Source organism: Sphingomonas sp. BAUL-RG-20F-R05-02 (genome assembly GCF_022662305.1).
GTDB lineage: Bacteria > Pseudomonadota > Alphaproteobacteria > Sphingomonadales > Sphingomonadaceae > Sphingomonas.
This window is the reverse complement of sequence record NZ_JAKNQH010000005.1, coordinates 15,049-40,086: the sequence shown is the minus strand read 5'-3', so window position 1 is coordinate 40,086 and position 25,038 is coordinate 15,049. Positions and strand designations below refer to the sequence as shown.

Annotated in this window: 22 protein-coding genes and 1 tRNA gene; 8 read left to right on the top strand and 15 right to left on the bottom strand. The window is 64.8% G+C overall.

Annotation, left to right across the window (positions count from 1 at the left end):
* Nucleotides 1–47 precede the first annotated feature (47 nt).
* From L8F97_RS12330 to L8F97_RS12305, 6 genes are all read right to left on the bottom strand, one after another.
* The gene (locus tag L8F97_RS12330; RefSeq protein WP_242150285.1) at nt 48–827 is read right to left on the bottom strand and encodes an enoyl-CoA hydratase-related protein; all 780 of its coding nucleotides are present in this window, start codon (nt 825–827) and stop codon (nt 48–50) included.
* 11 nt (nt 828–838) lie between these two features.
* Nucleotides 839–1,915 carry an enoyl-CoA hydratase/isomerase family protein gene (locus L8F97_RS12325; protein ID WP_242150282.1) on the bottom strand — a complete coding sequence of 359 codons (1,077 nt, stop codon included), beginning with the start codon at nt 1,913–1,915 and terminating at the stop codon, nt 839–841.
* Entirely contained in the window at nt 1,912–3,051 is a 1,140-nt protein-coding gene (locus tag L8F97_RS12320) for an acyl-CoA dehydrogenase family protein (protein WP_242150279.1), read from the bottom strand. The genes L8F97_RS12325 and L8F97_RS12320 overlap by 4 nt, the downstream gene beginning before the upstream one ends.
* Complete coding sequence (locus tag L8F97_RS12315; protein WP_242150276.1) at nt 3,048–3,428, bottom strand: RidA family protein; 381 nt, start codon at nt 3,426–3,428, stop codon at nt 3,048–3,050. Before L8F97_RS12315 ends, L8F97_RS12320 begins: the two co-directional genes overlap by 4 nt.
* 11 nt (nt 3,429–3,439) lie before the next feature.
* Nucleotides 3,440–4,939, bottom strand: coding sequence for a CoA-acylating methylmalonate-semialdehyde dehydrogenase (locus L8F97_RS12310; protein WP_242150273.1), 1,500 nt, complete (start codon nt 4,937–4,939; stop codon nt 3,440–3,442).
* A gap of 95 nt (nt 4,940–5,034) precedes the next feature.
* Entirely contained in the window at nt 5,035–5,502 is a 468-nt protein-coding gene (locus tag L8F97_RS12305) for a MarR family winged helix-turn-helix transcriptional regulator (RefSeq protein WP_242150271.1), read from the bottom strand.
* A gap of 110 nt (nt 5,503–5,612) precedes the next feature.
* Between L8F97_RS12305 and L8F97_RS12300 the strand changes: the two genes are divergently transcribed.
* Together L8F97_RS12300 and L8F97_RS12295 are read left to right on the top strand one after the other, a co-directional pair.
* A complete protein-coding gene (locus tag L8F97_RS12300; protein ID WP_242150268.1) occupies nt 5,613–6,032 on the top strand; it encodes an Ohr family peroxiredoxin in 420 nt (139 codons plus the stop codon).
* A gap of 12 nt (nt 6,033–6,044) precedes the next feature.
* A complete protein-coding gene (locus tag L8F97_RS12295; RefSeq protein WP_242150265.1) occupies nt 6,045–6,623 on the top strand; it encodes a DUF308 domain-containing protein in 579 nt (192 codons plus the stop codon).
* 155 nt (nt 6,624–6,778) lie between these two features.
* Here L8F97_RS12295 and L8F97_RS12290 read toward each other — a convergent pair whose 3' ends face one another.
* From L8F97_RS12290 to cpdR, 6 genes are all read right to left on the bottom strand, one after another.
* Nucleotides 6,779–7,525 carry a TadE/TadG family type IV pilus assembly protein gene (locus L8F97_RS12290; RefSeq protein ID WP_242150262.1) on the bottom strand — a complete coding sequence of 249 codons (747 nt, stop codon included), beginning with the start codon at nt 7,523–7,525 and terminating at the stop codon, nt 6,779–6,781.
* Nucleotides 7,522–8,145 (bottom strand): TadE/TadG family type IV pilus assembly protein, encoded by a 624-nt coding sequence (locus L8F97_RS12285; RefSeq protein ID WP_242150260.1) that lies wholly within the window; start codon nt 8,143–8,145, stop codon nt 7,522–7,524. Before L8F97_RS12285 ends, L8F97_RS12290 begins: the two co-directional genes overlap by 4 nt.
* Complete coding sequence (locus tag L8F97_RS12280) at nt 8,142–10,064, bottom strand: TadE/TadG family type IV pilus assembly protein (protein ID WP_242150257.1); 1,923 nt, start codon at nt 10,062–10,064, stop codon at nt 8,142–8,144. Before L8F97_RS12280 ends, L8F97_RS12285 begins: the two co-directional genes overlap by 4 nt.
* A 206-nt stretch (nt 10,065–10,270) precedes the next feature.
* Nucleotides 10,271–11,254 (bottom strand): response regulator, encoded by a 984-nt coding sequence (locus L8F97_RS12275; protein WP_242150253.1) that lies wholly within the window; start codon nt 11,252–11,254, stop codon nt 10,271–10,273.
* 363 nt (nt 11,255–11,617) lie between these two features.
* Nucleotides 11,618–11,692 (bottom strand) — tRNA-Val (locus tag L8F97_RS12270).
* Between the two features lie 79 nt (nt 11,693–11,771).
* Nucleotides 11,772–12,146, bottom strand: a complete 375-nt coding sequence (gene cpdR, locus L8F97_RS12265) for a cell cycle two-component system response regulator CpdR (protein WP_242150250.1) — start codon at nt 12,144–12,146, stop codon at nt 11,772–11,774.
* A 108-nt stretch (nt 12,147–12,254) separates the two neighbouring features.
* Between cpdR and L8F97_RS12260 the strand changes: the two genes are divergently transcribed.
* Together L8F97_RS12260 and L8F97_RS12255 are read left to right on the top strand one after the other, a co-directional pair.
* Entirely contained in the window at nt 12,255–13,106 is an 852-nt protein-coding gene (locus L8F97_RS12260; protein ID WP_242150247.1) for an N-formylglutamate amidohydrolase, read from the top strand.
* A 339-nt stretch (nt 13,107–13,445) separates the two neighbouring features.
* Complete coding sequence (locus L8F97_RS12255; protein WP_242150243.1) at nt 13,446–14,591, top strand: aspartyl protease family protein; 1,146 nt, start codon at nt 13,446–13,448, stop codon at nt 14,589–14,591.
* Between the two features lie 18 nt (nt 14,592–14,609).
* Here L8F97_RS12255 and phaR read toward each other — a convergent pair whose 3' ends face one another.
* Nucleotides 14,610–15,188, bottom strand: coding sequence for a polyhydroxyalkanoate synthesis repressor PhaR (gene phaR, locus L8F97_RS12250; protein ID WP_242150240.1), 579 nt, complete (start codon nt 15,186–15,188; stop codon nt 14,610–14,612).
* A 98-nt stretch (nt 15,189–15,286) separates the two neighbouring features.
* Here phaR and L8F97_RS12245 point away from each other — a divergent pair, with 98 nt between their 5' ends.
* From L8F97_RS12245 to L8F97_RS12230, 4 genes are all read left to right on the top strand, one after another.
* Nucleotides 15,287–16,300, top strand: a complete 1,014-nt coding sequence (locus L8F97_RS12245; RefSeq protein ID WP_242151172.1) for an alpha/beta fold hydrolase — start codon at nt 15,287–15,289, stop codon at nt 16,298–16,300.
* Between the two features lie 34 nt (nt 16,301–16,334).
* Nucleotides 16,335–17,507, top strand: coding sequence for an acetyl-CoA C-acetyltransferase (locus L8F97_RS12240; protein WP_242150237.1), 1,173 nt, complete (start codon nt 16,335–16,337; stop codon nt 17,505–17,507).
* A gap of 398 nt (nt 17,508–17,905) precedes the next feature.
* The gene (locus L8F97_RS12235) at nt 17,906–21,049 is read left to right on the top strand and encodes a TonB-dependent receptor domain-containing protein (protein ID WP_242150234.1); all 3,144 of its coding nucleotides are present in this window, start codon (nt 17,906–17,908) and stop codon (nt 21,047–21,049) included.
* Between the two features lie 110 nt (nt 21,050–21,159).
* On the top strand, nt 21,160–22,971 hold the full coding sequence (locus L8F97_RS12230; protein ID WP_242150230.1) for a tetratricopeptide repeat-containing sulfotransferase family protein: 1,812 nt from the start codon (nt 21,160–21,162) through the stop codon (nt 22,969–22,971).
* A 1-nt stretch (nt 22,972) separates the two neighbouring features.
* Here the strand turns inward: L8F97_RS12230 and L8F97_RS12225 are convergent, their stop codons facing one another.
* Entirely contained in the window at nt 22,973–24,001 is a 1,029-nt protein-coding gene (locus L8F97_RS12225; protein ID WP_242150227.1) for an alanine racemase, read from the bottom strand.
* Between the two features lie 111 nt (nt 24,002–24,112).
* The gene (locus tag L8F97_RS12220) at nt 24,113–25,000 is read right to left on the bottom strand and encodes a peptidylprolyl isomerase (protein ID WP_242150225.1); all 888 of its coding nucleotides are present in this window, start codon (nt 24,998–25,000) and stop codon (nt 24,113–24,115) included.
* Nucleotides 25,001–25,038 lie beyond the last annotated feature (38 nt).

Below are 25,038 nucleotides of genomic sequence, written 5' to 3'. Positions count from 1 at the left end.
GGGCGCGGATCGGCACATCGCAATCCGTCGTATCCGCGCCCGAGCGGCTAGCGGCCCTTCCAGACAGCGGGACGCTTCTCGACAAAGGCGGCCATGCCCTCCGCCTTGTCTTCGGTCGCGGCGAGGATTTGGAACAGACGGCGTTCGGAGACGATACCCTGCGCCAGCCCGCTTTCAAAGGCGAGGTTGCACATCTCCTTGTTCACCATCGCGGCGAGCGGCGCCATGCCCGCGATCGCCTCCGCTGCCTTCATCGCCTCGTCGATCAGGTCGGCGGCGGGGACGATGCGGGCGACGAGACCCGCGCGTTCCGCCTCGCCTGCATCGATCATCCGGCCGGTGAGCAGCATGTCCATCGCCTTGGCCTTGCCGACCGCGCGCGTCAGCCGCTGCGAGCCGCCCATGCCCGGCGCGACGCCGAGCTTGATCTCCGGCTGACCGAAGCGCGCGGTATCGGCGGCGATGATGAAGTCGGCCATCATCGCCAGCTCGCACCCACCGCCGAGTGCGAAACCGGCCACGGCGGCGATCCAAGGCTTGCGTGTCTGTACGACGTGGTTCTGCCAGCCGGCGAAGAAGTCGCGTTGGTACATGTCCGCCCCGGTGAGCGCGACCATCTCCTTGATGTCGGCGCCGGCGGCAAACGCCTTCTCGCTGCCGGTAATGACGAGGCAGCGCTGGCTGTCGTCCGCATCATAAGCGGCAAACGCGGTGCTGAGATCGGCTAGCACGAACGTGTTGAGCGCGTTCAGCGCCTGCGGGCGGTTGAGCGTGACGAGCGTCACCGCGCCGCGCTGCTCGACCAGGATGGTGTCGTATTCGGCCATGTCGGGTTCCTTTACACTGGCGACCATGCGTCGCTGTCGGGTAGCGGCGCAAAAATCTGGTCGATGACGTGATCGCTTACCGCGTCGAGCGTAGCCGGCTGCCAAAGCGGGGCATTGTCCTTGTCGACGATCAGCGCGCGCACGCCTTCGGTGAAATCGTGGCGCTGCACGACGCGGGTGGCGACGGCATATTCCTGGCGCATCTCGTCCTCGAAGGTCGGCATGGTCGCGCCTTCCAGCACGAGGCGCAGCGAGACTTTCGTCGCCTGCGGGGACTTGGTGGCGAGCACGGCAAGCTGCGCTCGCGCCCAGTCACCACCATCCGTCTCCAGCGCGGCGACGATGCCTTCGACGCTATCGGACGCGAACAGACGGTCGATGTCGTCGCGGTGGGCGAGGATCGCCGCTTCGGGCGCGGGGACGGATAGCGCGTCGAGGGTGGCAGCGATCTCACCCGGATCGGCGGCGATACGCGCCTTGGCGTCGTCCAGCGACGCGGCGAGCAGATAGTGCGTGGCAACGCCGAGCGCATGGACTTCAGCACCGTCGAGGCGGTGGCCAGTGACGGCGAGGAACACGCCGATCCGCCCGGGCAGCCGCGACAGATACCAGCCGCCGCCGACATCGGGGAACAGGCCGATGCCGGTTTCGGGCATGGCGAAGCGGGTGTTCTCGGTCGCGACGCGGAACCGCGCCGGCTGCGAGATACCGACGCCGCCGCCCATGGTAATGCCGTCCATGAACGCGATGATCGGCTTGGCGAAGGTGAACAGCCGGTGATTGAGCTGGTACTCGGTGCGGAAGAACGCGCGCGCCTCGACGCCGTCGCCCGCGCCGCTTGCCGCGATCATGCGGATGTCGCCCCCTGCGCAGAAACCGCGCGAGAGTTTAGGGTCGCCATCCGGCGCGGGCGCATGGTCGATCAGCACCGCTTCGATCGCCGGATTGTGCTCCGCACCGGCCAGCGCGTCGAGCATCGCCGCGCACATGGTGGTGGTGAGCGCGTGGATCGCCTTGGGCCGATTGAGGCGGATGCGCAGAACGCGGCCCTCGGCGTTGGTGAGGATCTCATCCGTGTCTGCCGTCACTTCAGCAAATCCCGGCCGATAATCATCCGCATTACCTGGTTGGTGCCCTCCAGGATCGAATGGACGCGCAGGTCGCGCCACAGCCGCTCGATCGGATAGTCCATCAGATAGCCGTAGCCGCCATGCAGTTGCAGCGCCCGGTCAACCACCGCCGATCCGGCATCGGTGGCGAGCCGCTTGGCCATCGCCGCGAAGCGCGTCTTGTCGGGCGCATCGTCGGTCACCTTCACCGCCGCCATGTAGAGCAGCGCGCGCGCGGCCTCCAGGTCGGTCGCCATGTCGGCAAGCGTGAACTGCGTGTTCTGGAAGTCGGCGATCGCCTTGCCGAACTGCTTGCGGTCGCGGGTGTACCCGATCGTCTCGTCGAGCGCGCGCTGTGCGCCGCCGAGCGAGCAGGCGCCGATGTTGATGCGCCCACCGTCGAGGCCGCTCATCGCGATGCGGAACCCCTCGCCCTCGTTGCCGATCAGGTTCTCCGCCGGCACGCGCACGCCGTCGAGCACCACCTGCGCGGTCGGCTGCGAATGCCAGCCGAGCTTGCGCTCCTGCGCACCGAAGCTGACGCCCGCCATGCCCTTCTCGACCACGAAGGCGGAGATGCCGCGCGGCCCGTCCTCGCCGGTGCGCGCCATCACCACGTACACCTCGTTCTCACCGCCGCCGGAGATGAACTGTTTGGTGCCGGTCAGCAGGTAATCGTCGCCGTCGCGCACCGCGCGCGTCTTGAGCGCCGCCGCGTCCGAGCCGGAGCCGGGTTCGGTCAGGCAATAGCTCGCCAGCCGCTCCATGGTGACGAGGTCGGGCAGGTATTTCGCCTTCACCGCCGCACCGCCGAAGCGGTCGATCATCCACGATGCCATGTTGTGGATGCTGACGAACGCGGAGGTCGAGGGGCAGCCATAGGCCATCGCCTCCATGATCAGCGCCGCCTCAAGCCGGCCGAGCGCGATGCCGCCGCCCTCTTCCGAAACGTAGATCGCTGCGAAGCCGAGCTCCGCCGCCGCGCGGATCGTGTCGCGTGGAAAAATGTGTTTTTCATCCCATTCGGCGGCGAACGGGGTGATGCGATCGGCGGTGAAGCGGCGCGCGAGGTCCTGGATCTCGCGCTGGTCGTCGGTCAGGTCGAACTGGGTCATGCAGACAATACCTCGGCTTCTATTTCTACGCGCCATTCCGACCGGACAAAGCCGGACACGATCAGCGTTGTCGTGGCGGGCCGCGCCGTGCCAAACCAGCGGCCATGCACGGCGGCGACCGCCGGGAAGTCCGCCCGGTCGGTCAGATAGATGCAGGTGCGGACGGTATCGGCGATGTCACCGTCGAGATCGGCGATCGCCTTCGCCACGATCGCGCAACAGCGTTCCATTTGCGCGGCCGCGTCGCCGGGCGTGGACGATCCATCCGGCTCGATCGGCGCGGTACCGGCGACCATGATCTGGTTGCCGGTACGCACCGCGCGCGAAAACCCGAGGACGGGCTCAAGCGGCGAACCGCTGCTGACGCGACGTTTCATGCCTTCCGCCCTCAACCCATCGTCGGGATGATGAACGCGCTGTCGCCGCTCGCGCCGCCATCGGGCCAGCGCTGCGTGACGAGTTTGGTCTTGGTCCAGAAGCGGATGCCCTCCATGCCGTACTGGTTGTGGTCGCCGAACGACGACCGCTTCCACCCGCCGAAGCTGTGATACGCGACCGGCACCGGGATCGGCACGTTGATGCCGACCATGCCGACCTGCACCCGCTGCGTGAACTCGCGCGCGGCGTGGCCGTTGCGCGTATAGAGCGCGACGCCATTGCCGTACTGATGCTGGCTCGGCAGCGCGAGCGCCTCCTCGAAATCGCGCGCGCGCACGATCTGGAGGACGGGGCCGAAGATCTCCTCTTGATACGCCCGCATGTCCGGCGTGACGTGATCGAACAGGCTCGGGCCGATGAAGAAGCCTTCCTCATGCCCCTGCAGGCTGAAGCCGCGCCCGTCGACGACCAGTTCCGCGCCCTCATCGACGCCGGTCTGGATCCATTGCTCGACCTTAGCCTTGTGCGCCGCCGTCACTACCGGGCCGTATTGCGCATCGCGATCGGTCGAGACGCCGACGCGAAGCGTGCCGATCGCCGCGACCAGTTTCTCGCGCAGGCGCTCGGCGGTTTCCTCGCCGACCGGCACCACCACCGGCAACGCCATGCAACGCTCCCCCGCCGAGCCATAGGCCGCGCCGACCAGATCGCTCACCGCCGCGTCGAGATCGGCGTCGGGCATGATAATGCCGTGGTTCTTGGCGCCGCCCATCGCCTGCACGCGCTTGCCCGCCGCGACGCCGCGTTTGTAGACGTAGTGCGCGATATCGGACGATCCGACGAAGCTGACCGCCGAAATGTCGGGATGGTCGAGGATCGCGTCGACCATCTCCTTGTCGCCGTGGACGACCTGGAGGATGCCCTCGGGCAGGCCCGCCTCCAGCATCAGTTCGCACAGCCGGTTCGGCACCGACGGATCGCGCTCGGAGGGTTTCAGGATAAAGGCGTTCCCGGTGGCGATGGCGGGGGCGAACATCCACATCGGGATCATCGCCGGGAAGTTGAACGGAGTGATGCCCGCGCCGATACCAAGGGGTGTACGCATCGAATAGACGTCGATCCCCGGCCCCGCGCCCTGCGAATATTCACCCTTTAACATGTGCGGGATCGCGCAGCAGAATTCGACCACTTCCAGACCGCGCAGCAGATCGCCCTTGGAGTCGTCGATCACCTTGCCATGCTCGGCGCTGAGCAGCTCGGCGAGTGCCTGCATGTTCTGTTCGAGCAGTTCCTTGAAGCGGAACAGCACGCGCGCACGGCGTTGCGGATTGATCGCCGCCCAGCCGGGTTGCGCCGCCTTCGCCGCAGCCACCGCCGCATCGAGCGCCGCCTTGTCGCCGAGCCGCAGCGTCGCCTGCACCTGGCCCGTGTTGGGATCGAAAACGTCGCCGGTGCGCCCGGGCTCTGCGCCGGCAAAGCCGCCGGCGATCAGATGGTCGATGATACGCATGATACTCTCCTTGGGCGGTGTCGGCCGTCACGACCGATCGTTGCCGGCGTCTATCCCACCGCGCCCGTGCCGCCGCAACCCGCCTTCGCCGCCGTTCAACCCCGCGCCACCTCGAACGCCGTCAATGAATCGCGCAGCGCCTGCACCTCGCGGGTCAGCGCGATCAGCTTCTCGACCGGTTGGCCGGCGGCGGCGAACAGTTCGGCGCCGAGGCAGTGCGTCCGCTCCTGCATCGCGCGGCCCGCATCGGTCGGAGAAACGACGACCTGACGCTCGTCGGCCGGGTTGCGGCGGCGCTCGACTAGCCCGGCCTGTTCGAGTCGCTTCACCAGCGGCGTGATCGTGCTCGATTCCAGCGCCAGCCGCTCAGCAATACCGCCGACCGTCTCCGTCCCGTGCTCCCACAGCACGTTCAGCACGAGATATTGTGGGTAGGTCAGCCCGAGGCCATCCAGCAGCGGCTTGTAGACGCGGTTAATCGCCATGTTCGCCCCGTACAGCGAGAAGCACAGCAGTTGGTCGAGCGACGGCGCGGCGCGGCGTGGTTGCGGGTTCGTATCCATGCAAGTCCATATCGCGATAAATTATCGCTGGACAAGGACCAAACGCTTTCCTAGATGCCTATTTATATCGCGATAATGTTTGTTGCGATATTTCATCAAGGGATCACACAATGAAAATCCTTTATAAAGCCGAAGCCACTGCAACCGGGGGGCGCACGGGTTCGGTCGCATCGAATGACGGTCGCGTTTCGTTGACGCTGGACACGCCCAAGGAACTCGGCGGCGGTGGCGGTGCGGGCACCAACCCGGAGCAGTTGTTCGCATCGGGCTATGCCGCATGCTTCCTCGGCGCGTTGAAGTTCGTCGCCGGGCAGCGCAAGGTCGCGATCGGCGAACCACGCGTGACCGCGCAGGTCGGCATCGGCAGCCGTGACGATGGGGCCGGCTTCGGACTAGCCATTACGCTTCGCGTCGCCTTCGACGGGATCGACACCGCCACCGCGCAATCGCTGATCGAAGCTGCGGATGTGGTCTGCCCGTATTCGGCGCTCGCCCGCGATGGCGCCGCCGTCGACCTCGCGCTCGCCTGAGGAGACATGGCGATGACCCGGCAACCGCATCCCGCCGCATCCGGCGCATGGCTGACACGCTATTACTTTCTCCGCGCGGCGGTCGCCGCCGTCTGGGTGGCGATGGCCTTCCTCTTCGGCAAGGACATGCCGGCTTTGGCGGCTATGCTGCTCGTCGCTTATCCGGCGTGGGACGCGGCGGCGAACTTCACCGATGCGCGGCATAGCGGCGGGTTGGCCCGCAACCCGTCGCAGGCGTTCAACGTGGTGGTGAGCATCCTTACCGCAATCGCCGTCGCCGTGGCGCTCGGCCGTGACCAGGCTCAGACGATGAGCGGGGTGTTTGTCGTGTTCGGGGTGTGGGCCGGGATCGCCGGTACCCTGCAACTCGCCACCGCCGTGCGCCGGTGGCGCGTCGCGGGCGCGCAGTGGGCGATGATCCTCAGCGGCGCGCAGTCGGCGCTGGCGGGGACGTTCTTCGTCCAGCGCGCGTTCGGTACCGCGCCCCTCAACATCACCGGCATCGCGCCCTATGCCGCGTTCGGCGCGTTCTACTTCCTGCTGTCGGCGATCCTGCTCGCCGTCTCGGTGCGGCGCCGGGCGAGCACATGAAAAAGGGGCTGTCGATCCGGTCTGCGTCGGCAGCCTTCTCATGGCGGGGATCGCGAGGCTCGACCTTGCGGCCCCTGCGATGTCAACGACGCTATCCTCGCAAAAACGCCAGTATGGCTTTCAACGGATAGGACTCGGTCGAGGCCGCGCGGAGATCAGACCGCGTATAGGTTGCAGGTCGACAAGCTCGCCGCGGGCGCAGGGTTGTAGAGCTGCGCGTAATCGCGCCGGTCACGCACCACGAATGACGCGATATAGTGGATCAACTGCGGTTGCGAGAGCCACGAACCAAACAGCGGCTTGGTTCGATAATTGATCTCGACGTAAATCACGCCCGCACCGCCCGGCGCTTGTATTGGGGTGGTACCGTTGTCGCTGATGCCGCCGGGCAGATCATAGCCCCGGTTGGGATCGCTGGGGCTCGTCGCCGCGACCGATCCGGCGTTGGCCGGTACGTTCGCCTTGAACTGGCTGTCGAAGTCTTTGCCACTCTGCGCGCCGATGCAGCGCTGCCAGTGGATGCGCTGCACGGGGGCGCCATTGTTGGCGGTATCGTAATTTTGCGCGACATTCTCCAGGCTGGAAATGGTGATGCGCCCGTTCGCGGTCAGGTTGATACCTTGCCCCTGATAGCGCGCCGCTTGAAGAATGTCGTTGATGTCGACCTCGCGCAGTTGCTGCGTCGTCAGGTTGCTATACGCCCCCACGCGCGACGCGTTGTCGGCCAGGTTCAAAGCGATCTGACTGACCCGCATGTTGACCATCGCGAGGTTCGCCATTTCGGTACCATAGCAGCCGATCGCCAGCACGACCGGAGCGGAGAGGGCGAACTCGATCATCGCGAGCCCCGCCCGGTCGCGGCGGAGCCTGTTTGCGAAGCTGTGCAAGCGGCGCGGCATCATGTGCAAATCGTCACGTTGGCGCTGACCGTCTGTGCGGCATAGGGCTGGTTCTTGATCAGGGTGCTGGCCGTAATCGTCTGCATGGTCGGCAGCTTGAGCAGGCCTGCCACGGGAAACACGCGCGGATAGGTAATGCTCATCGTGTAGAGCGTCACCGCGCTGGCACCGCCCTGCCCGTTCAGCCCGGGATCGGCATCCCACGATCCGTTGCCGTTCTCATCCGTGTAACACTCGCCCGGGTCGCGCACGCCGTTACCGTTCGTGTCCGTGAACGGCTCGGGCGCGACCTCGCTGAAGCTGTCGTACGTCTTGCGCGTCGAACACCAGCTCGCCGTCGTTCCGGTTGGCGCGCAGTTATTGGCGAGGTTCTTGATGAGCGGAACCATCAGTTTGACGACCTTGGCATCGATCGCGTCGGTATTGCTGGCGCCGCCTTCGACCGACGAATCCCGCGCCGCCTTCTGTATCGCGCCGTTGAGGACCGCCTGAGAATACGCCTGGTACAGCAGGTCGCCCAGCCCCATCATCATCAACAGCATGACCGGCGCGATCAGCCCGAATTCGAGTGCGGTCGAGCCGCGCCGATCATCGGCAAGCCGCTGATGAGGCCGCCGGATCATTGGGTGATCCGCAGCATGGCGAGATGCTGGGCGATCGAGGTGAACGCAGCGCTCAGCCCGGTGCCGCTGGTCGTGAAAAGCGCCTGGTTCGTCGTCGTCGCGCAGGTTTGCAGCGGCGTCGACGTGCTGCTCGCGATCGCCACTGTCCAGATGTCTACGTTTCGCGCCTTCGCCGCCGCGCAGGCCGCAAGGAACCGGTAGTTGTGGTAACTCGTCAGATTGCTGGTGTTGCCGTTCGCTACGCGCTTGTCGTAATCCTCATAACCATACATCGAATAGGAGTTGCTGTTCGGCGACATCACGCCGTCGGTCAGGAACACGATCACCCGGTTTGGCGGGTTACGCGACGGCCATGCCGCCGTGTCCGCCGCCCAGGCGCCGGAGGGGGAGATCAGGCGACTGCCCCAGATCATGCCGGTATCGTGATACGTACCGCCCTGCGGCACGAAATCAGTCGCGTACAGATAGTTGTAAACATCCGCCCGCGCCATGACGCCGAGCCGCTTCACCGGCTTGCCGCAAGGTGCGTAACCGCTCTGTTGCAGTGACGACGAGCCGAGGCTTGGGCGATTGTTGTTGTCGTCACCATTGGTGTAATCAAGTGTTTTGGTCCGCCAGTATTCGATATCCTGCATATGCGGCCACCAGCGCGTACTGCCGCTTGGCTTCGCATCCGGGTCGAGCTCGGACGGCAGATTGGCGGTGCTGAAGCTGGTCTGGCCGGGGTTATCAACCGGCGTTTCCACGCAGCCGAGCCACTGCGTCTTCGACCCGTCGACCGCCGTTGGATCGGTTATCGACGCGGCACCGTTCAACAGCGGACTAACGTCCCACTGGAGCTTCGTATATTCCCACCTCGGCCCAAGCGTGTCGGTGCGGGTGTAGCAGAAATAGCTGTTCGAGTTCGAGTTGCCCTGCGTGCGCCATACATCGTAGCTGCTAGTCGCTGTGCTGGTTGACGGATTGTAGGTGAGCGGTGTCGATGGCGAGCGGACAGCAGCAGCGGTACAATCCGCCTGTGCTTTGTTGTTGCGGGAGTCTGATGTGGAGATCGTATAGTCGGCGACCACGTGCCGCGACTGGTACCACGGCTGGTCCGCCGACCCGCTCGAACCGACCATGTAGTTGGGTGACATGTCGAGGATTGCCTGACCAACATTAACCGCAGAACTGTACGTGACGAAGCCATAGCGAACGTTGGTCGCCGGATCGGCATTGGCAGCGAATTCATCGTAGAAGCTCAGCACCGCCTTGCGCAGCGCCTCGATGCGCGAGACGTTATTGCCGCCCGAGGTCAGTTCGCGCACCGCATAGCCGGTGCTGCCCGCGTAACCCGGCACGCCGCCGCTGGCAGATGGGCGTGTATAGGAATAGGTGCCGGTGCCGCATGTATCCGCGCCACCTGGCAGGCATGCCATCGATCCGGTCGTGTCGAGCACGAACATCACATCGGTGTCGGCCACATCGTAACGCGCCTGGCACGTCACGTTGATCGTGCTGGCGGGCACGGCGAAGATCTTCATCACGGTCATCGGCACCGTTACCGCTGCCGTCCCGGCAACCTGGCCATCGGCGGTTTTGACGGGTGTGAACACCGTGCCGGTGGTGCCCAACCAGCCGGTCTTGTAATTGTTGCCGAAAAAGTTCTGCGCCTGGGTGACTGCGGTGGGATCAAGCGTGCTGGCGGTGGTGGTCATGAACTTACGACCGGCAAGCACGCCCGCATCGCACGCCTGCTGAAGACGCGTTTTGGCCACATAGAGCCGCGCTACATCGACAGCGGACCCAGCCAGCCCTAACAACGGGACGAGGAACGCCGCCATCATCGCCAGCGTGTTGCCGCGTCGATCGCGGGCTAGGCGCGTGAGGAACCCTTTGCCGCCGCAATGATCGCCAGACGTTACCGTAAACTGATACACACGCTCTACCTCAGATGATCCTATGGCGTGTATCCGCGCAGCTCATAAATACGGCTGAAACGACGTGGTTAACGGTACAGTACCCTTTGAAGCGTGCAGCTGCGGGCCAATACGTTCGCGATCGACCAAGCAGTGCGCACCGCGCCTTGCATGTCAGCGAATGCGCCAAGCGGTCTGGCGTCGTTTTCGTGCCATCCCCAACTGCGCTAAGCAGCTCTCGCCGTCTGCTGATCAATCATTTCGGCCACGATGGCCGAAAGGCCTGCGAGTTGATCGATAACCCGGCTGGAAACGGTTCGCGCGCGAATATCGATCACGCATAGCGACGCTATTGCCACGCCCATTGCGTTGAAAACGGGGTACCCCACGTAGCTCCTGATGTTGGGAGCACCTGTAACCCAGTCGTTCGAACAAAAACGCTTGTCCGACATCGCATCGGGCACAACGAAGACTTCTCGCTCCGATATAGTGAAGTTGCAAAACGCTTGATTGCGCGGTGTGCTCTGAATCTCGAGGCCGTATGCGGATTTGATCCACTGGGTATCACGATCAATGACGGTGAGGAGACATGCCGGAAAACGCGTGACGGTCGCAACATGCTTCGTAACGAGATCAAAGCGCCGTTCGTGCCGGGCATCGGCCAGGCCGTGTCCGATCACAAAATCCACTCGCGCCGCCTCATCCGCAGGAATCGGAAAAGCGGCAATCGGCTCCTCAACTGCAATGTTTGCAGCGGCGCTCAGCGACTCGCGCGGCAAATGGTTCGGACCTGAATGCTGCGCTTTCAGACTTGCGATCTGGTGTGCGGCAGCCTTGATCTTTTTGAAGAAGCTCGCCGGATCGGTGACAAGCTCCTGCTTTGCGATGCATGCCGCCGCGCCGGACGCCATCAGCGTGGACGTGAGGCGGATGTTGGACACCGAACTGTCCGAAACGACGATCTTGCACAGAGCAGGAAGGTCGCTCAGCATCTCGAGCAGCGCGGCACCCTCTCGAGATGCCATACACAGGTCGATCGTGACGATATCAGGCTTGAGACGGCGGATCATTTCAACCGCCGACGGTGCATCGCTCGCGAAGCCGACGACCTGGAAGTCCGGTCGCGTGCTGAACGCGTGGTCAAGCATTGCCTGGACGGTGCGGGAATCGTCGACAACAACAACCCGGCGCTGCGTCGTCGATGACAGCAAGGTTCATCCCTTCCGTTACATGCCCCCGAACACGGCAGTCGATGAGCTTGGAAGTCTGATAAACATCATGGTGCTAACGCTTCGTTACATCCGTTCAAACGAAGTCCCCCTGCCAAATCAATACGAAGCGTGACGAGATTTGGAGGGCGTTGAGCGCCCGCAGCCGCGGGTCTGACGCCGCTTGCCTGACACCGCTGCTACGATTTCTATGACTGACGCTCAGCCCGCAGGGGCTGACGAAGCGGTGGTGGTTAGCCAATCCTCTGGCCTGTCTAAGCACCGCGCCTTACCACGCAGGGACTCTTTTCTAACGCTCAAAAGCAAAAAAGCCCCGCTCGGCCATTGGCCTAGCGGGGCTTTTCATGGTGGGCGTGGCAAGGATTGAACTTGCGACCCCTGCGATGTCAACACAGTGCTCTACCACTGAGCTACACGCCCACGGCGCTTGGCGGTTAAGCCTTGCGAGCGGCGGCCAATAGCGAGGGTTCGTCCCCTGCGCAAGCGCCACTTTGATAAATTATCCGCCGCTTGCGCGTTCCATCTCGAACATGCGGTCGACCTCGAGCACGAGGTCGCGCAGATGGAAAGGTTTGGAGAGCACCCGAGCCTGCGGCATGGTCTTGCCCGCCTTCAGCGTGACCGCGGCAAAGCCGGTGATGAACATCACGCGCAGATCGGGTGCAATCTCGCCGGCGCGCTGCGCCAGTTCGATCCCGTCCATTTCGGGCATGACGATATCCGTCAGCAGCAGGTCGAAATGCTCGGTCTCGATCAGCGGGATCGCCGCCGTGCCACGATCCACCGCGCTGACCGCATATCCCGACCGCTCCAGCGCCCGCGTGAGATATTCACGCATGACGCGGTCGTCCTCCGCCAACAAGATCCTGATCATTACGTCTCGCCCAAACCGTCGAGCCGCATCTATGCGCAAAGCCCTTAATATTTTCCAGCCGCAATGCGCCGATTGCGGCGACCCGAGGCGCGCTCTACGCGTGGGCGGATGGCATCGCAGCAGCTCCCCTTCGATGTGTTCGACGCGACCGCGCCGGCAAGCCCGGTGGTGCTATCCGTACCACACGCCGGGCGGGATTATCCGGCGGCGATGCAAACCGCGCTTCGGGTGCCCCTTCACCTGCTCACCGCGCTGGAGGATCGTCACGTCGACACGCTGGCGCTGGCCGCACGGAGGCACGAAGCGACCATCGTGCAGCGCCGCGCGCGTGCCTGGATCGACCTCAACCGCAGCGAGCAGGAACGCGACCCGGCGATCGACGCGGGCGTCTCGGCGAAGACCGCGCCTGCGCCATCAGCCAAGCTACGCGGTGGCCTTGGCCTGATCCCGCGTCGCACCGGCGCGATCGGGGAGATTTGGCGTCGCAAGCTTACCGGGGAGGAGGTGGACGCGCGCATCGCACACGATCACCGGCCGTATCACGCCACGCTTGCCGGGATGTTGGCAGCAGCGCAGGCGCGCTTCGGCGTCGCGGTCCTGCTCGATGTGCATTCGATGCCGTCGCTCGGCGTCGCTGGTGCACAAATGGTGATCGGCGACCGGTTCGGACGTACCGCGCCGGCGCGGATGACCGCGCGGATCGAGACAGAAGCGGCAGCAGCGGGCGTTTCCGTTACGCTCAACACGCCATATCCCGGCGGCTACATCATCGAGAGGCAGGCCGATCCGGCGCGTGGCATCTTTGCGATCCAGCTTGAATTCGACCGCGCGCTGTATCTCGACGATGCGCTGGACCAGCCCGGCGGCGGCCTCGACGCCACGGTTGCGCTGCTAAGACGGATCATAGCAGCCCTCGCCGACGAGGCATCACCGCGCCAGAGCGCGGTTGCAGCGGAGTAGCCCCTAAGGGCACCGCCATCATCAGGCGATAAAAAAACCACCGCGTGCGATGCACGCGGTGGCCAAGGTTCAGGGAGGAGATACGCTGAAAGCGTATCGCGGTGGCCTCGCGAAAGGGGGGACACAAGGCCACGCAACCGCAATATAGGCAGGGGGTATGGGGCCTTCAAGACTAAAAAACGTCCCTGCGACGAAGCGAAGAAAATGGTGGTAAATCTTACAGTTCGATGACAAATCCACGCACGTACCCCTCCCCGCCAACGTCTCGCACTGCAAAAAAGCGGGCACGTTTGCGCACCAAAACTGTTCGCCGCCCCAGAAACTTGTTACGGTGGCGGCATGATGCTGATCGCAGGATTTCTGTCTCTGGCAGCAGCGCCGTCGATTACCTTGGCAGCCGACGCCGAGGTGCAATGGGTGTCGTTCACGCTTACCGCCGCCAACCAGATCCGCTTCACGGCACAGGTCAATGGCCGACCTGCGGTCGCCATTCTCGATACCGGTGTGACGACCACGACCCTGTCGCGCCGCTTCGCGGATGCGGCCAAGCTGCAACGGCGCGTGGGCCCGAGCGCATTGACCATCAGCGGACCGATCGCAAGCGCCTGGACACAGCCGTACACGCTGACCTTTGGCGCATTCAGACGAAGCGGCAGCCGTTTGGCCGTTATAGATCTTCCTACCACGGCGACCGGCGGCGTGTCGGTGGACCTGCTTGTCGGGACCGACATGACTGCCCCGTATGCACTCGACATCGATTACGAGGCACACCGCTTTCGCCTACTACACTCCGGCCAGCTACCGTTTCGCGGCTCCATTGCCCCACTGCGTCTCGGCACGACATGGCCGTTCTACACAACTGACATTACGATCGCGGGCGTGCCGGTCGGACGCATCGCCATAGACACAGGCGATGGGACATCGCTTAGCCTGTCACACCGCGCTGTGGATGCGTTGCCGCCGCTCCCCGCCGCTGTGACGACCACGCTCGACCATGCGCTTGGCGGGCCGATGGTGGCCGAGCTTGCGATCCTGCCGGAGATACACAGCGGGACGCTCGCTATTCGGAACATCGAGCTGCGTATCGAGCCTCCAAACGGCTTTACCGATGCCACCGGGATGGCGGGCCGGATCGGGTCCGGGCTGTTACAGCATTATCACGTGCTGCTCGATCCAACCGCCGAGCGCATGGTCCTCGCTGCCGGACACGACGCTGACCGCATACCGCTGCGATCGACGAGTGGGCTGTTACTGGCTACTCGTCCGGGCCGGCTCGACGTGTTGCACGTCATGCGCGGCAGCCCTGCCGCGCGTGCCGGTTGGGCCGCTGGCGACGCGATCTGTGCAGTCGACGGCGTGGCGATCACCCCCTCCTATGCGAGCAGCGACCGCGCACGATGGCCCGTCGGCACGCCCGGCCGCACGGTGCACCTGACCAACTGCGCCGGTGTAACGCGGTCGATCACGCTGAACCACTTCTACTGAGGTAACCCTACGAGCGGCCTAGTCGCCGAGCTTGTCGATCTTTTCGACCAATTTGCCGAGCTCTGCCTTCAACGCGGCGATCTCGTCGTCCTTGCTCATCGCCGTCGGCGTGTCCGATTTGGCCGGCGTCGCAGCCGTGCCCGGCGCAACCGCACCCGGCTTGAACGCCGAGGTTGCCGCCTCGAACATGGCCATGTTCTGCTTGGCGAGTTCGGCGAATGGCGAGTTGGCGAAAGCGCCCTCCACCGCCGACTTGAACTGCAGCTGGTTGCGCCGAAAGCTGTCCATCGACGCCTCCAGATACCCCGGCACCATCGCCTGCATCGAATCGCCGTACATCGAGATCAACTGGCGCAGGAAGTTGACGGGAAGCATCGTCTCGCCCCGCGCCTCCTCCTCCATAATGATCTGCGTGAGGATATTATGCGTGATGTCCTCATCACTCTTGGCATCGACGACCTTGAAGTCACGGCCCTCGCGCGTCATCGCGGCAAGGTGTTCGAGCGTGATGTAAGACGAAGTTTCGGTATTATAAAGCCGGCGGTTAGCGTACTTCTTGATAATCGCCGGGCCGTCGCCCGCAGTGTGTTTTTTCATGGCGAAAGGCTCCGAGCCCCGAAGTGGTTGATCTGCGTCTAACATCTTTCGATGCCGCATCGCAACACGGTCCGCGCCCGCTGCCGCTGTTCCTGGAAATGCTGCAAAGCGAGACTGCGGAATCACCAGATCGTCGCGCCGCAGCACTTGCGGGACTACGCGCGTTTCAAGATGCGCCGCGCGGCCGCGTGCGTCGGCCAAAGCCCGCCCGGTTTCGAAAAGGGCGCGTGCGGGTCCGGGACTACGGAGCGAAAGGCGCAAGCGGCCGGCCGGTGATCTTCGTGCCGTCGCTCATCAACCCGGCGCATATCCTGGATCTGTCGGCGGAGGCGTCGCTGCTCGGGTGGCTGGCGGCGCGGGGTGTGCGGCCGTTGCTGGTCGACTGGGGCACCCCGGCGCAGCATGAGCGCAGCATGGACCTGACGCGGCATGTCGAGATGTTGCTGCTACCGCTCATCGCCAGGATCACCGAACATTTTGGCGAGCCGCCGGTGCTGGCTGGCTATTGCCTCGGCGGCACGCTCGCGCTTGCAGCCGCTTGCGCGGTGCCGGTGGCGGGCTTGGCGCTGATTGCGACGCCGTGGCATTTCGCCGGTTTCGGCCGGGCGCGTGGCGAGATCGCAGCCTTGTGGAACGCGGCCAAGCCCGCCTGCGAAGCGATGGGGCTGGTCCCGATTGAGGTCTTGCAGAGCGGCTTCTGGCGGCTCGATCCGGGTAAAACGGTGGCGAAATACGAGGCGTTCGCCCGGATCGAGCCGAGGAGCGCCAAACAAATGGCCTTCATTGCGCTGGAGGACTGGGCAAACGGCGGCGCTCCGCTTCCCTACGGGGCCGGGCGCCAGCTGATGGAAGAGTTCATCGCCGCCGACCTGCCGGGCAGCGGAGCATGGCAGATCGCGGGTGTGACCGCCGATCCGGCGCGGCTGACCTGCCCCGCGATCGATTTCGTGTCTCGGCACGACCGCATCGTCCCCGCCGCCAGCGCCGCCGATCTGGCCGACCGCCACGACGTTGCGGCGGGTCATGTCGGTATGATCGTCGGCAGTCGCCGTCACGCCGAACTGTGGGAGCCGCTTGCAGACTGGCTAAGCACCCTGCCCCGCCCTAAATGACCCAACAAGCGTGTTTCATCGACCGGAGAGCCCAATGACCGATATCGTCATCACCGCCGCCAAGCGTACGCCCGTCGGCAGCTTCCTTGGCGCGTTTGCCGCCGTGCCTGCACACGAGCTCGGTCGGCAGGCGATCGTCGCCGCACTCGAACAGGCGGGGGTGGCCGGCGAGGAGGTGTCGGAGGTGATCCTCGGCCAGGTGCTGACCGCAGCTCAGGGCCAGAATCCCGCTCGGCAGGCGTCAATGGCGGCGGGCGTGCCGAAGGAAGTACCGGCTTGGGGCGTCAATCAGGTGTGCGGCTCGGGCCTGCGCGCGGTGGCGCTCGCGGCGCAGGCGATCGCGACCGGCGACGCCACCATCGTCGTCGCCGGTGGTCAGGAGAGCATGTCGATGTCCGCGCACGCGCAGACGCTGCGCGCGGGTCAGAAGATGGGCGACCTAGCGCTCGTCGACACGATGGTGAAGGACGGCCTGACCGACGCCTTCAACCAGTATCACATGGGCATCACCGCGGAGAACCTTGCCGAGCAATATCAGGTCACGCGCGCGGAGCAGGACACGTTCGCGGTGCGCTCGCAGAACCTCGCCGAGGCAGCACGATCAAGCGGCCGCTTCAAGGACGAGATCGCCCCCGTCACGATCAAGGGCCGCAAGGGTGACACGGTGGTTGCGGATGACGAGTACATCCGCGCCGGCGCGACCATCGATTCCGTCGCGGGTCTGCGCCCGGCCTTCAAGAAGGACGGGACCGTCACCGCCGCCAACGCTTCCGGCCTCAATGACGGCGCGGCCGCGCTCGTGCTGATGAGCCGTGAGGAAGCGGAGAAGCGCGGCAGTCCGATCCTCGCCCGTGTCGCCAGCTGGGCGTCGGCCGGCGTGGACCCTTCGGTCATGGGCATCGGACCGGTCCCTGCCACGCGCCGCGCGCTGGAAAAGGCCGGTTGGACGCTCGCCGATCTCGACCTGATCGAGGCGAACGAGGCGTTCGCCGCGCAGGCGCTGTCGGTCGGCAAGGAACTCGGCTGGGATGCGGACAAGGTCAACGTCAACGGCGGCGCGATCGCGATCGGTCACCCGATCGGCGCGAGCGGCGCGCGCGTGCTGACGACGCTGCTGTATGAAATGCAGAAGCGCGACGCGAAGAAGGGCCTTGCCACGCTCTGCATCGGTGGGGGCATGGGTATCGCGATCTGCGTCGAACGCTGAACCGGTACGGCGGGCGGCTTCGTGTCGCCCGCTACACTGCAGCGGCTTGCTGCTATCAACCGCTCCCGCAGCGGGAGCGCGCAGAGCCTGAACTTCTCGTGAATGCCGGCGACGACGGCCTCGGGTGGAACCTACGCCTGAGATCCTAGTACGAACGACGTCACGGTTTGGAAACCTTGCGTTCCGTGCGACTTAGCCACGCCCCGCAACATACACCCTTGGCCAACCTGCGTGTTACCATAGTAACACAGGCTTGTGTTTCTTTTGCAACACAAGCCAGCAAAAGCTTCCCGCCGCCTCGTAAGCATCTTGTGACAATCGTCTGAACAGGCGACCAATAACCATCACAAAAAGGTAGCCAATTCGTCATCTTGGCTGCGCTTATCAGGGGGTTCATCATGCAACAGCCGTCCAGGCTTGCCAAAATCCATTTGTCTGTCGCCGTCTCGGCGCTTGCGCTGATCGGCGCGGGCATGCCGATCGCCGCGCACGCGCAGAACGCCGGCGGCACGCCCGATCAGCGTTGCGCGGACGGTTCGGCAGCGACCACCGACGCGCCCTGCCCGACGACGCCGCTGCCCGCCAGCGCCACGCCCGCGCCGGAAGCGGCCGCAGGGGACGACGTCGTCGTCACCGGCTCGCGCATACGTGGCCCGTTCACGACAGACTCGCCCGTCACGTTCATCACCAAGGCCGAGACCAGCCTGGCGGGCTCGCGCAACATCGCCGAAGTGCTGCAGGATTCGGGCGTTACCTCGGGCACCGCGCAGATCAACAACACCTTCCTCGGCTACGTTTCTCAAGGTGGCGCCGGCGCAAACACCGTCGGCCTGCTCGGCCTGGGTGCCCAGCGCACGCTGGTGCTGCTCAACGGGCGTCGCCTGTCACCGGCCGGCGTCGGCCCGCAGCTTGTCGCGGCTGATCTCAACGTACTGCCGAACGCGGTGCTCGACCATGTCGAAGTGCTGAAGAACGGCGCGTCATCGGTCTACGGGTCGGACGCGGTCGGCGGCGTCATCAACCTCATCACCGACAGCAAGATCAACGGCGTCACGCTGGACGCATACGGTAACGTGCCCCTCGACAGCAGCGGTGCTGGCAGCAACTATCGCCTGTCGGTGACGGCAGGCAAAACGTTCGATCGCGGGCACATCCTCGCATCGTTCGAGTATCGCGATCAGACCGGCATCGCGCTCGGCAATCGCAAGGACATGAGCTGCCCGACCGACCTGCTTACCAGCCCGACCACGGGCCAGCCGATCGGCCAGCTCAACCCCAACGGCGTGGGCCTGCGCTGCTTCCCGTTCGCCAACGGCGCCATCGGCACCGCGCAAAATTATATTCTCGGCTTCGCCTACTCTCAGGACGCGAACGGCAATCTCGTAGTCACACCCAACCGCTACGGGTATGTCAACGGCAACATCAACACGATCGCCAACGTCAACAACACCAATGCACGCGCATCCGCCAGCGAACGCCAACTCGATGAGGAGTTCTACTCGCCGATCCGTACCTACACGGGCTATCTGAACGGGTCGTACGAACTCGGCATCCTCGGAGACGCGGAAATCTACGGCGAAGGTCTGTTCACCCGCCGCGAATCGAGCCAGGTCGGCACCACCCAGATCAGCATCGATCCGAACCAGCTCGGCTTCGAAATCTACGGCGGCGCTTACCCGAATTATCCGAGCTCCAGCCCGTTCTTCCCCAACTCACTGGCGGCGGCCGGTAACAGCGCGGCGCGCGTGTTCATCGTGCCACGTACCGTGCGGGCGCGCCAGACGGTCAATTACTACCGCGGCAACATCGGCCTGCGCGGCAACGTCGGCATCGGCGATATCCGGTACGACGCAAACTATCAGTACAGCCGTACCGAAGGCACGAGCATCACGCAGAACATCGACACGCGCCGCATCACGGCGTCGCTGCTGCCGGTGCTCGCGCCGAACGGCACGCCTGCGCAATATGTCACCACCGCGCTTGCCGGTCAGGCTGGCGCGGGCGGCAATTACACGTGCGCCAGCAACCTGACCAACGGCGCGTATAATGGCGGCACCTGCGTCGCGGCGGACTTCCTCAACCCGTCTGCGCTGGCCGGCAATCTGCCGTCCGGCCTCCTCAACTATCTCTATAGCGATCAGGTCAATCGCACGACCTTCACCGAACAGATCGCGCAGATCGTCTTTGATGGCTCGCTGTTCAACCTGCCGGGCGGTCCGGTTGGCTTCGCGGTGGGTGGCGAATGGCGTTCCGACTCGATCGACGATGTTCCATCGGAAGCCTCGCAGAGCGGCAACCTCTATAACTATTCGTCGTCGGGCCGCACCAAGGGCACTTCGGACGTGTACGAGGCGTTCGGCGAGGTTAAGCTGCCGCTACTGAAGGACCTGCCGTTCGCGCACCGGCTCGATGTCAGCGGTTCGGCACGTTATACGCATAGCCAGAATTACGGAAACAGCACGACGTACCATGCCAGCGGCAACTGGGCGCCGACCAAGTTCCTGACCATCCGCGGCAATTACGGCACGTCGTTCCGCGCGCCGAACCTGTATGAGCAGTTCGTCGCCAACCAGTCGGGCTTCTCGACCTCGAACGATCCGTGCCGGGATTTCACCACGATCTATGCGACCGACAGCAACCGCTACAAGAACTGCCTGTCCGATCTGACGGGCGCGATCGGCGCGACCAAAGCACTGGCGTACATCCCGAGCAGTTCGCCCGAGGTGTTCACCGGCGGCGGCGGCAAGAACCTGAAGGCGGAGAAATCAACTTCGTGGGGCGCAGGCTTCGTGCTCGATCCCAAGGTCCCGTATGGCCGGCTCCAGTTCACCGCCGACTATCTCAACACCACCGTCAACGGCGAAATCGATCAGCTTGGCGACACGATCTTCACACGCTGCTTCGACTCCGCCGATTTCCGTAACGGCAACCCCTATTGCGCCCTGGTCGGCCCGCGTGAAACCAAACAGGGCAATCTGACGACGCTGCAGAACATCTACCTGAACATCGCGCAGCAAAAGATTTCCGAAGTCGATATGAACCTGCGCTATCAGTTCGACGCCGGCGGCTTCAACAACGTGCTGAACGTCACCGCGACGCGCATCATCCACCAGAAGTATCAGCCCTATGCGGAGGAGCCGGCGGAGGATTATGTCGGCACGCTCGGCCTCGCCGGTTTCGTGGGTGGCCCGAAGTGGGTCGGCAACGCCCGCTTGCAGGTCCAGAAGAACAACGTGACGGTGTTCTACGGCGTCAAGTACGTCGGGCCGATGAAGAACGACATCGTCACGCCGGCGATCGTTAACGGGGTGCAGGCAATCTCCAAGCTTGCCACTACGAAGTACTTCACGCACGATATCTCGGTGCAGGTCGATATCCAGAAGCTCGGCCAGTTCACCTTCGGCATGAAGAACTTCACCGATCGCAAGCCGGAAACGATCAGCTCGACCGACAACATTTATCGTCAGGCGAACTACTTCAACTACAGCGGCTATGATTTTATCGGTCGGTCGCTGTTCATGGAGATCGTTCGGAAGTTCTGATCCGAGCCATGTATCGATAGTGTCTCTGAAGACGGGCGGGGCCTATGCCCTGCCCGTTTTTCATTTCGGCGCGACCTGCTAGGATGACACGGCAACAGGAGTTTTCCCGCGTGGCGGACACGCACATCGTTCCACCCCTCGAGTTCCGTCGCGCCGCGCAGGCAACCTTGCGCACGTGCGAGCAAAATTCGATCGCCGCGTTGCGTAGCGCCCGCGCGCTCGTCAAGGCGTGGCCCAATGTGCCGGCGGCGGTGCGGTTGCTCGCGTTCGTGCTGCGCAAGGCGAACCGCACGCGGGAGGCGGACGAGGCAGATGAGGCTGCGGTGCAGGCGTCGAGCGCCACTCCGGCGATGCTTGCGGTGCACGATGCGCTCGCCGCCGGGCAGCTCGAACAGGCGGAAGTGTTGGTACGCCAGCACCTGCGCGCCGACCCGGAAGACGCTTATGCGGCCAAGTTGCTCGCCGACATCGCGGTGCGGTGCGGTGCGATCCCTGAGGGCGAAACCTTTTACAAGCGCGCGCTGCTGCTGGCGCCCGGCTATCACGAGGCGCGGCTGGCGCTGGCGCTGCTGTTCAGCCGCTCCAACCGCGAGGCCGATGCGTTCGCCGCTGTCGACCACGTGCTTGCGCGGGCGGCGACCCACGCCAAGGCGCTGTCGGTCAAGGCCGGCCTGCTCAGCCACGGCCGCCGTCTCGACGAAGCAGACCGGCTGTTCCGCAAGCTTGTCGCCGCGCACCCGCGTGACCCGGTGGCGTGGATCAACTACGCCTATCTTCTCAAGACGCTTAACCGCACGGCGGAGAGTATCGCCGCGTACCGCAAGGCGATCGCGTTCGACAAGGCGAATGGCCTCGCGTGGTTCGGCCTCGCCAACCTCAAGACGGTGCGCTTCGATGCGGCCGACATCGTCGCAATGGAGGACGCGCTCACCCGCCCCGGCGCCACCGACGAACAGCGGCTCCACCTCCATTTCGCGCTCGGCAAAGCGTATGACGATCAGCGCGACTATAACGCCGCGTTCGGGCAGTATCGCACCGGCAACGCGCTGCGCCGCGCGCGTACCCCGTACGACGCCGAGATCGTATCGGCCGAGGTCAGCACGGTCGAGCGTGTGTTTACGCAACCGCTGATCGCGGCACGGAACGGCGCCGGTGCGCCGGACCCCGACCCGATCTTCATCGTCAGCCTGCCGCGTTCGGGATCGACGCTGATCGAGCAGATCCTCGCCAGCCATTCGCTCGTCGAGGGGACCGAGGAATTATACGAGATCGAGGCGATCGCGCGCAGCCTGACCAGGAATGTCGCGCCGTCAGCGTGGCTGGAGGAGATCGCCAAGCTACCGCCCGCGACGCTGCACGCACTTGGCCGGCAGTATATCGAGAACACGCGCAAGCACCGCACCACCGATCGCCCGTACTTCACCGACAAGATGCCGAGCAACTGGCGCTTCACCGGGCTGATCCAGTTGATCCTGCCCAACGCGAAGATCGTCGACATTCGCCGCCACCCGCTTGGCTGCGGGTTCGCCAACTTCGCGCAGCATTTCAATTGGGGGATCGATTTCTCCTACGATCTTGCCGACATCGGCCGGTTCTACAGCGACTACGTTCGTCACATGGCCCATTTCGACGCGGTGACCCCCGGGCGAATCCACCGCGCCTTTTACGAAACGCTGGTCGACCGGTTCGAGCCGGAAGTACGGCGCCTGCTCGACTCTCTGGGCCTGCCGTTCGATCCGGCGTGCCTGGCATTTCACGAAAACACACGCCCGGTTTACACACCAAGCGCGGAACAGGTTCGCCAGCCGATCTACCGCGCCGGCGTCGAGCGGTGGCAGCATTATAGCGCCCATCTAGACCCGCTTCGGGATGCGCTCGGGCCGGTGCTCGATCTTTACCCGGACGTGCCGACGCGGTGGTAGGTCACGCCGTCCACACCCGGTCGTAGCGGGCACCCATGCCGGTCAGCAGTTCGTATTGCGACATGCCCGACAGCGCCGACGCCTGCGGCAGCGCATAGTCGATCGCGACCCAGTCGCCCTCCGCCAGATCCGGCGCGGCATCGACGCAGATCGCGGTAAGGTCCATCGACACACGGCCGAGTACCGGCAACCACGCGTCTCCGGCATAAGCGCTCCCGCGCTGCGAAAAGCCACGCCAATAGCCATCGGCGTAGCCGAGGTTGAGGATCGCGACCTCCGTGGGACGCTCGGCGGTAAATAACGCGTTGTAGCCGATCACGTCGCCAGGCTGAAGGCGGCGGCGCTGGAGGATCTGCGCCTCGGGCGTGACGACCTGGCGCAGCACGTCGGAGAGTTCCGCGCGCGGTACGCCGCCATAGAGCGCGAGGCCGGGGCGGGTCAGGTCGAAGGCATATGCGCGTCCGATGCCGATCGCGGCGGAATTGGCGAGGCTCATCCGCTCCGCCGGATGGGTGCCGGCGAGCGCGGCGAAGGCGGCGAGCTGGCGCGCGTTGAGCGGTGAATCCTCGTCTGCGCTGGCAAGGTGGCTCATCAACGTGCCCACCTCCAACCCGTCGAGCGTCCCGTCGGAAATGGCTGCGGGCGTAATGCCGAGCCGGTTCATGCCGGTATCGACCATCACGTCGCAGCGCCCGCCGCCGGACCCGCGCCAACGCGCGACCTGCTGGTCGGTATTGAGCACCGGCCATGCAAAGCCGCCACGGGCGCGCGCCATATCCTCCGCGCGGACGCCGTGCAGCACCGCCACCGGCAGACCCAGCGGCGCGAGTGCCTCCGCCTCCGCCCAGGTCGCGACGAAGAAGTCGCGGCAGCCCGCCTCTGCCAGTCGCCGCGCGACCTCGGTTGCGCCGAGCCCGTAGCCGTTCGCCTTGATCGCGGCGCCGCACGCGGTTCCGCTGAGAGCCGCAAGGGCACGCCAGTTGGCGACGAGCGCGGCGCTGTCGAGCCGCAGACGATGGGGTGCGTTCATGGGCGGCGGATTAGCGCCTTGCGTGCGCGGGCGCCAGCGTTGCGGCGGGTGACGCGGCACGCGCCGTCACCTTCCTCGCGCGACGTGGCCGCGCTCCGTGCGCGCGGGCGTTCACTGTGCCGGCGTCTTGCGCACCGGCACCGGCAGATTGCAGAGATCCGCTGCGCCGGCGGCCACGGTGAAGAACGGCAGCCCACGATTGGCGCGCGCCTCCAGCGTCCTGCCGAACTCCGGCGCGGTTGGCTTGAGATACTGATATGATGGCCGATCACCGACGGGCAGATCGCTTGCGATCGCGACACGGCGGATCGGGATGTACTGGCGCGCATCCTCATACAGGCCAAGCCCACCGCCCGTGCCGCGCGGTCGCGCCGAGAAGGCCGGCATCCCCTCGATCACACGACCAACGAGCGCAATGTTGCGATCCAGATGCCGCGGTGCATGGCCGATCACGGTGTAGAGATCGCCACCGGTGCCAACATCGGGCGCCAGATCACGCGCGACGCCGACCATGCCGTAACAATGCGGCAGCCACTGCTCGCGCCCGTCGCCCGCGACCGCCCAGCCATCGGCGGTAAACCCGGTCACGCGTGCGTAGGCGTCCCGGTACGGATTGGCGACGATCCGGTGCGCGGTCGCCGGCCACTCGTACTCGGCGGGCGGATGGAGCGTGATGCCGGCGGCAGGAGGTTTCTTGCTGGTCGCGTCGCCCCACTGCGTGACATAATCGTCCTGTACGCGGTAGATCGTCGCATCACGCCACCATCCGCTCCGCGCGATCGTACGGATGTTGGCGACGTGCGCAGGCGCAAAGTCGGCGGCCAGCCAGATCACCCCGCGTTGCCCATCAACGAAGTCAAGCACCAGCAGATCATCGGGCGCGATCGTGGCCCAAGCAGACGCCGGCGCGGCATCTGCGATCTGCGCGGCCGTCGGTTTGGGCGCCGGCGCCTGGGGAGCGGCCAGCAGCGCGAGCAACAAAGGTAGGATTGTGGGCATAGTCGCCAACGTGACACGGCGCGGCCCAGTAAGGCAAT

Bases quoted from the DNA above. Each gene is read 5' to 3' on its own strand.
- phaR (WP_242150240.1), bottom strand. From the start codon at position 15,188: ATGAAAAAACACACTGCGGGCGACGGCCCGGCGATTATCAAGAAGTAC.
- L8F97_RS12330 (WP_242150285.1), bottom strand. From the start codon at position 827: ATGGCCGAATACGACACCATCCTGGTCGAGCAGCGCGGCGCGGTGACG.
- L8F97_RS12225 (WP_242150227.1), bottom strand. From the start codon at position 24,001: ATGAACGCACCCCATCGTCTGCGGCTCGACAGCGCCGCGCTCGTCGCC.
- L8F97_RS12300 (WP_242150268.1), top strand. From the start codon at position 5,613: ATGAAAATCCTTTATAAAGCCGAAGCCACTGCAACCGGGGGGCGCACG.
- L8F97_RS12320 (WP_242150279.1), bottom strand. From the start codon at position 3,051: ATGACCCAGTTCGACCTGACCGACGACCAGCGCGAGATCCAGGACCTC.
- L8F97_RS12315 (WP_242150276.1), bottom strand. From the start codon at position 3,428: ATGAAACGTCGCGTCAGCAGCGGTTCGCCGCTTGAGCCCGTCCTCGGG.
- L8F97_RS12310 (WP_242150273.1), bottom strand. From the start codon at position 4,939: ATGCGTATCATCGACCATCTGATCGCCGGCGGCTTTGCCGGCGCAGAG.
- L8F97_RS12260 (WP_242150247.1), top strand. From the start codon at position 12,255: ATGGCATCGCAGCAGCTCCCCTTCGATGTGTTCGACGCGACCGCGCCG.
- cpdR (WP_242150250.1), bottom strand. From the start codon at position 12,146: ATGATCAGGATCTTGTTGGCGGAGGACGACCGCGTCATGCGTGAATAT.
- L8F97_RS12305 (WP_242150271.1), bottom strand. From the start codon at position 5,502: ATGGATACGAACCCGCAACCACGCCGCGCCGCGCCGTCGCTCGACCAA.
- L8F97_RS12285 (WP_242150260.1), bottom strand. From the start codon at position 8,145: ATGATCCGGCGGCCTCATCAGCGGCTTGCCGATGATCGGCGCGGCTCG.
- L8F97_RS12220 (WP_242150225.1), bottom strand. From the start codon at position 25,000: ATGCCCACAATCCTACCTTTGTTGCTCGCGCTGCTGGCCGCTCCCCAG.
- L8F97_RS12240 (WP_242150237.1), top strand. From the start codon at position 16,335: ATGACCGATATCGTCATCACCGCCGCCAAGCGTACGCCCGTCGGCAGC.
- L8F97_RS12245 (WP_242151172.1), top strand. From the start codon at position 15,287: ATGCTGCAAAGCGAGACTGCGGAATCACCAGATCGTCGCGCCGCAGCA.
- L8F97_RS12255 (WP_242150243.1), top strand. From the start codon at position 13,446: ATGATGCTGATCGCAGGATTTCTGTCTCTGGCAGCAGCGCCGTCGATT.
- L8F97_RS12235 (WP_242150234.1), top strand. From the start codon at position 17,906: ATGCAACAGCCGTCCAGGCTTGCCAAAATCCATTTGTCTGTCGCCGTC.
- L8F97_RS12290 (WP_242150262.1), bottom strand. From the start codon at position 7,525: ATGATGCCGCGCCGCTTGCACAGCTTCGCAAACAGGCTCCGCCGCGAC.
- L8F97_RS12295 (WP_242150265.1), top strand. From the start codon at position 6,045: ATGACCCGGCAACCGCATCCCGCCGCATCCGGCGCATGGCTGACACGC.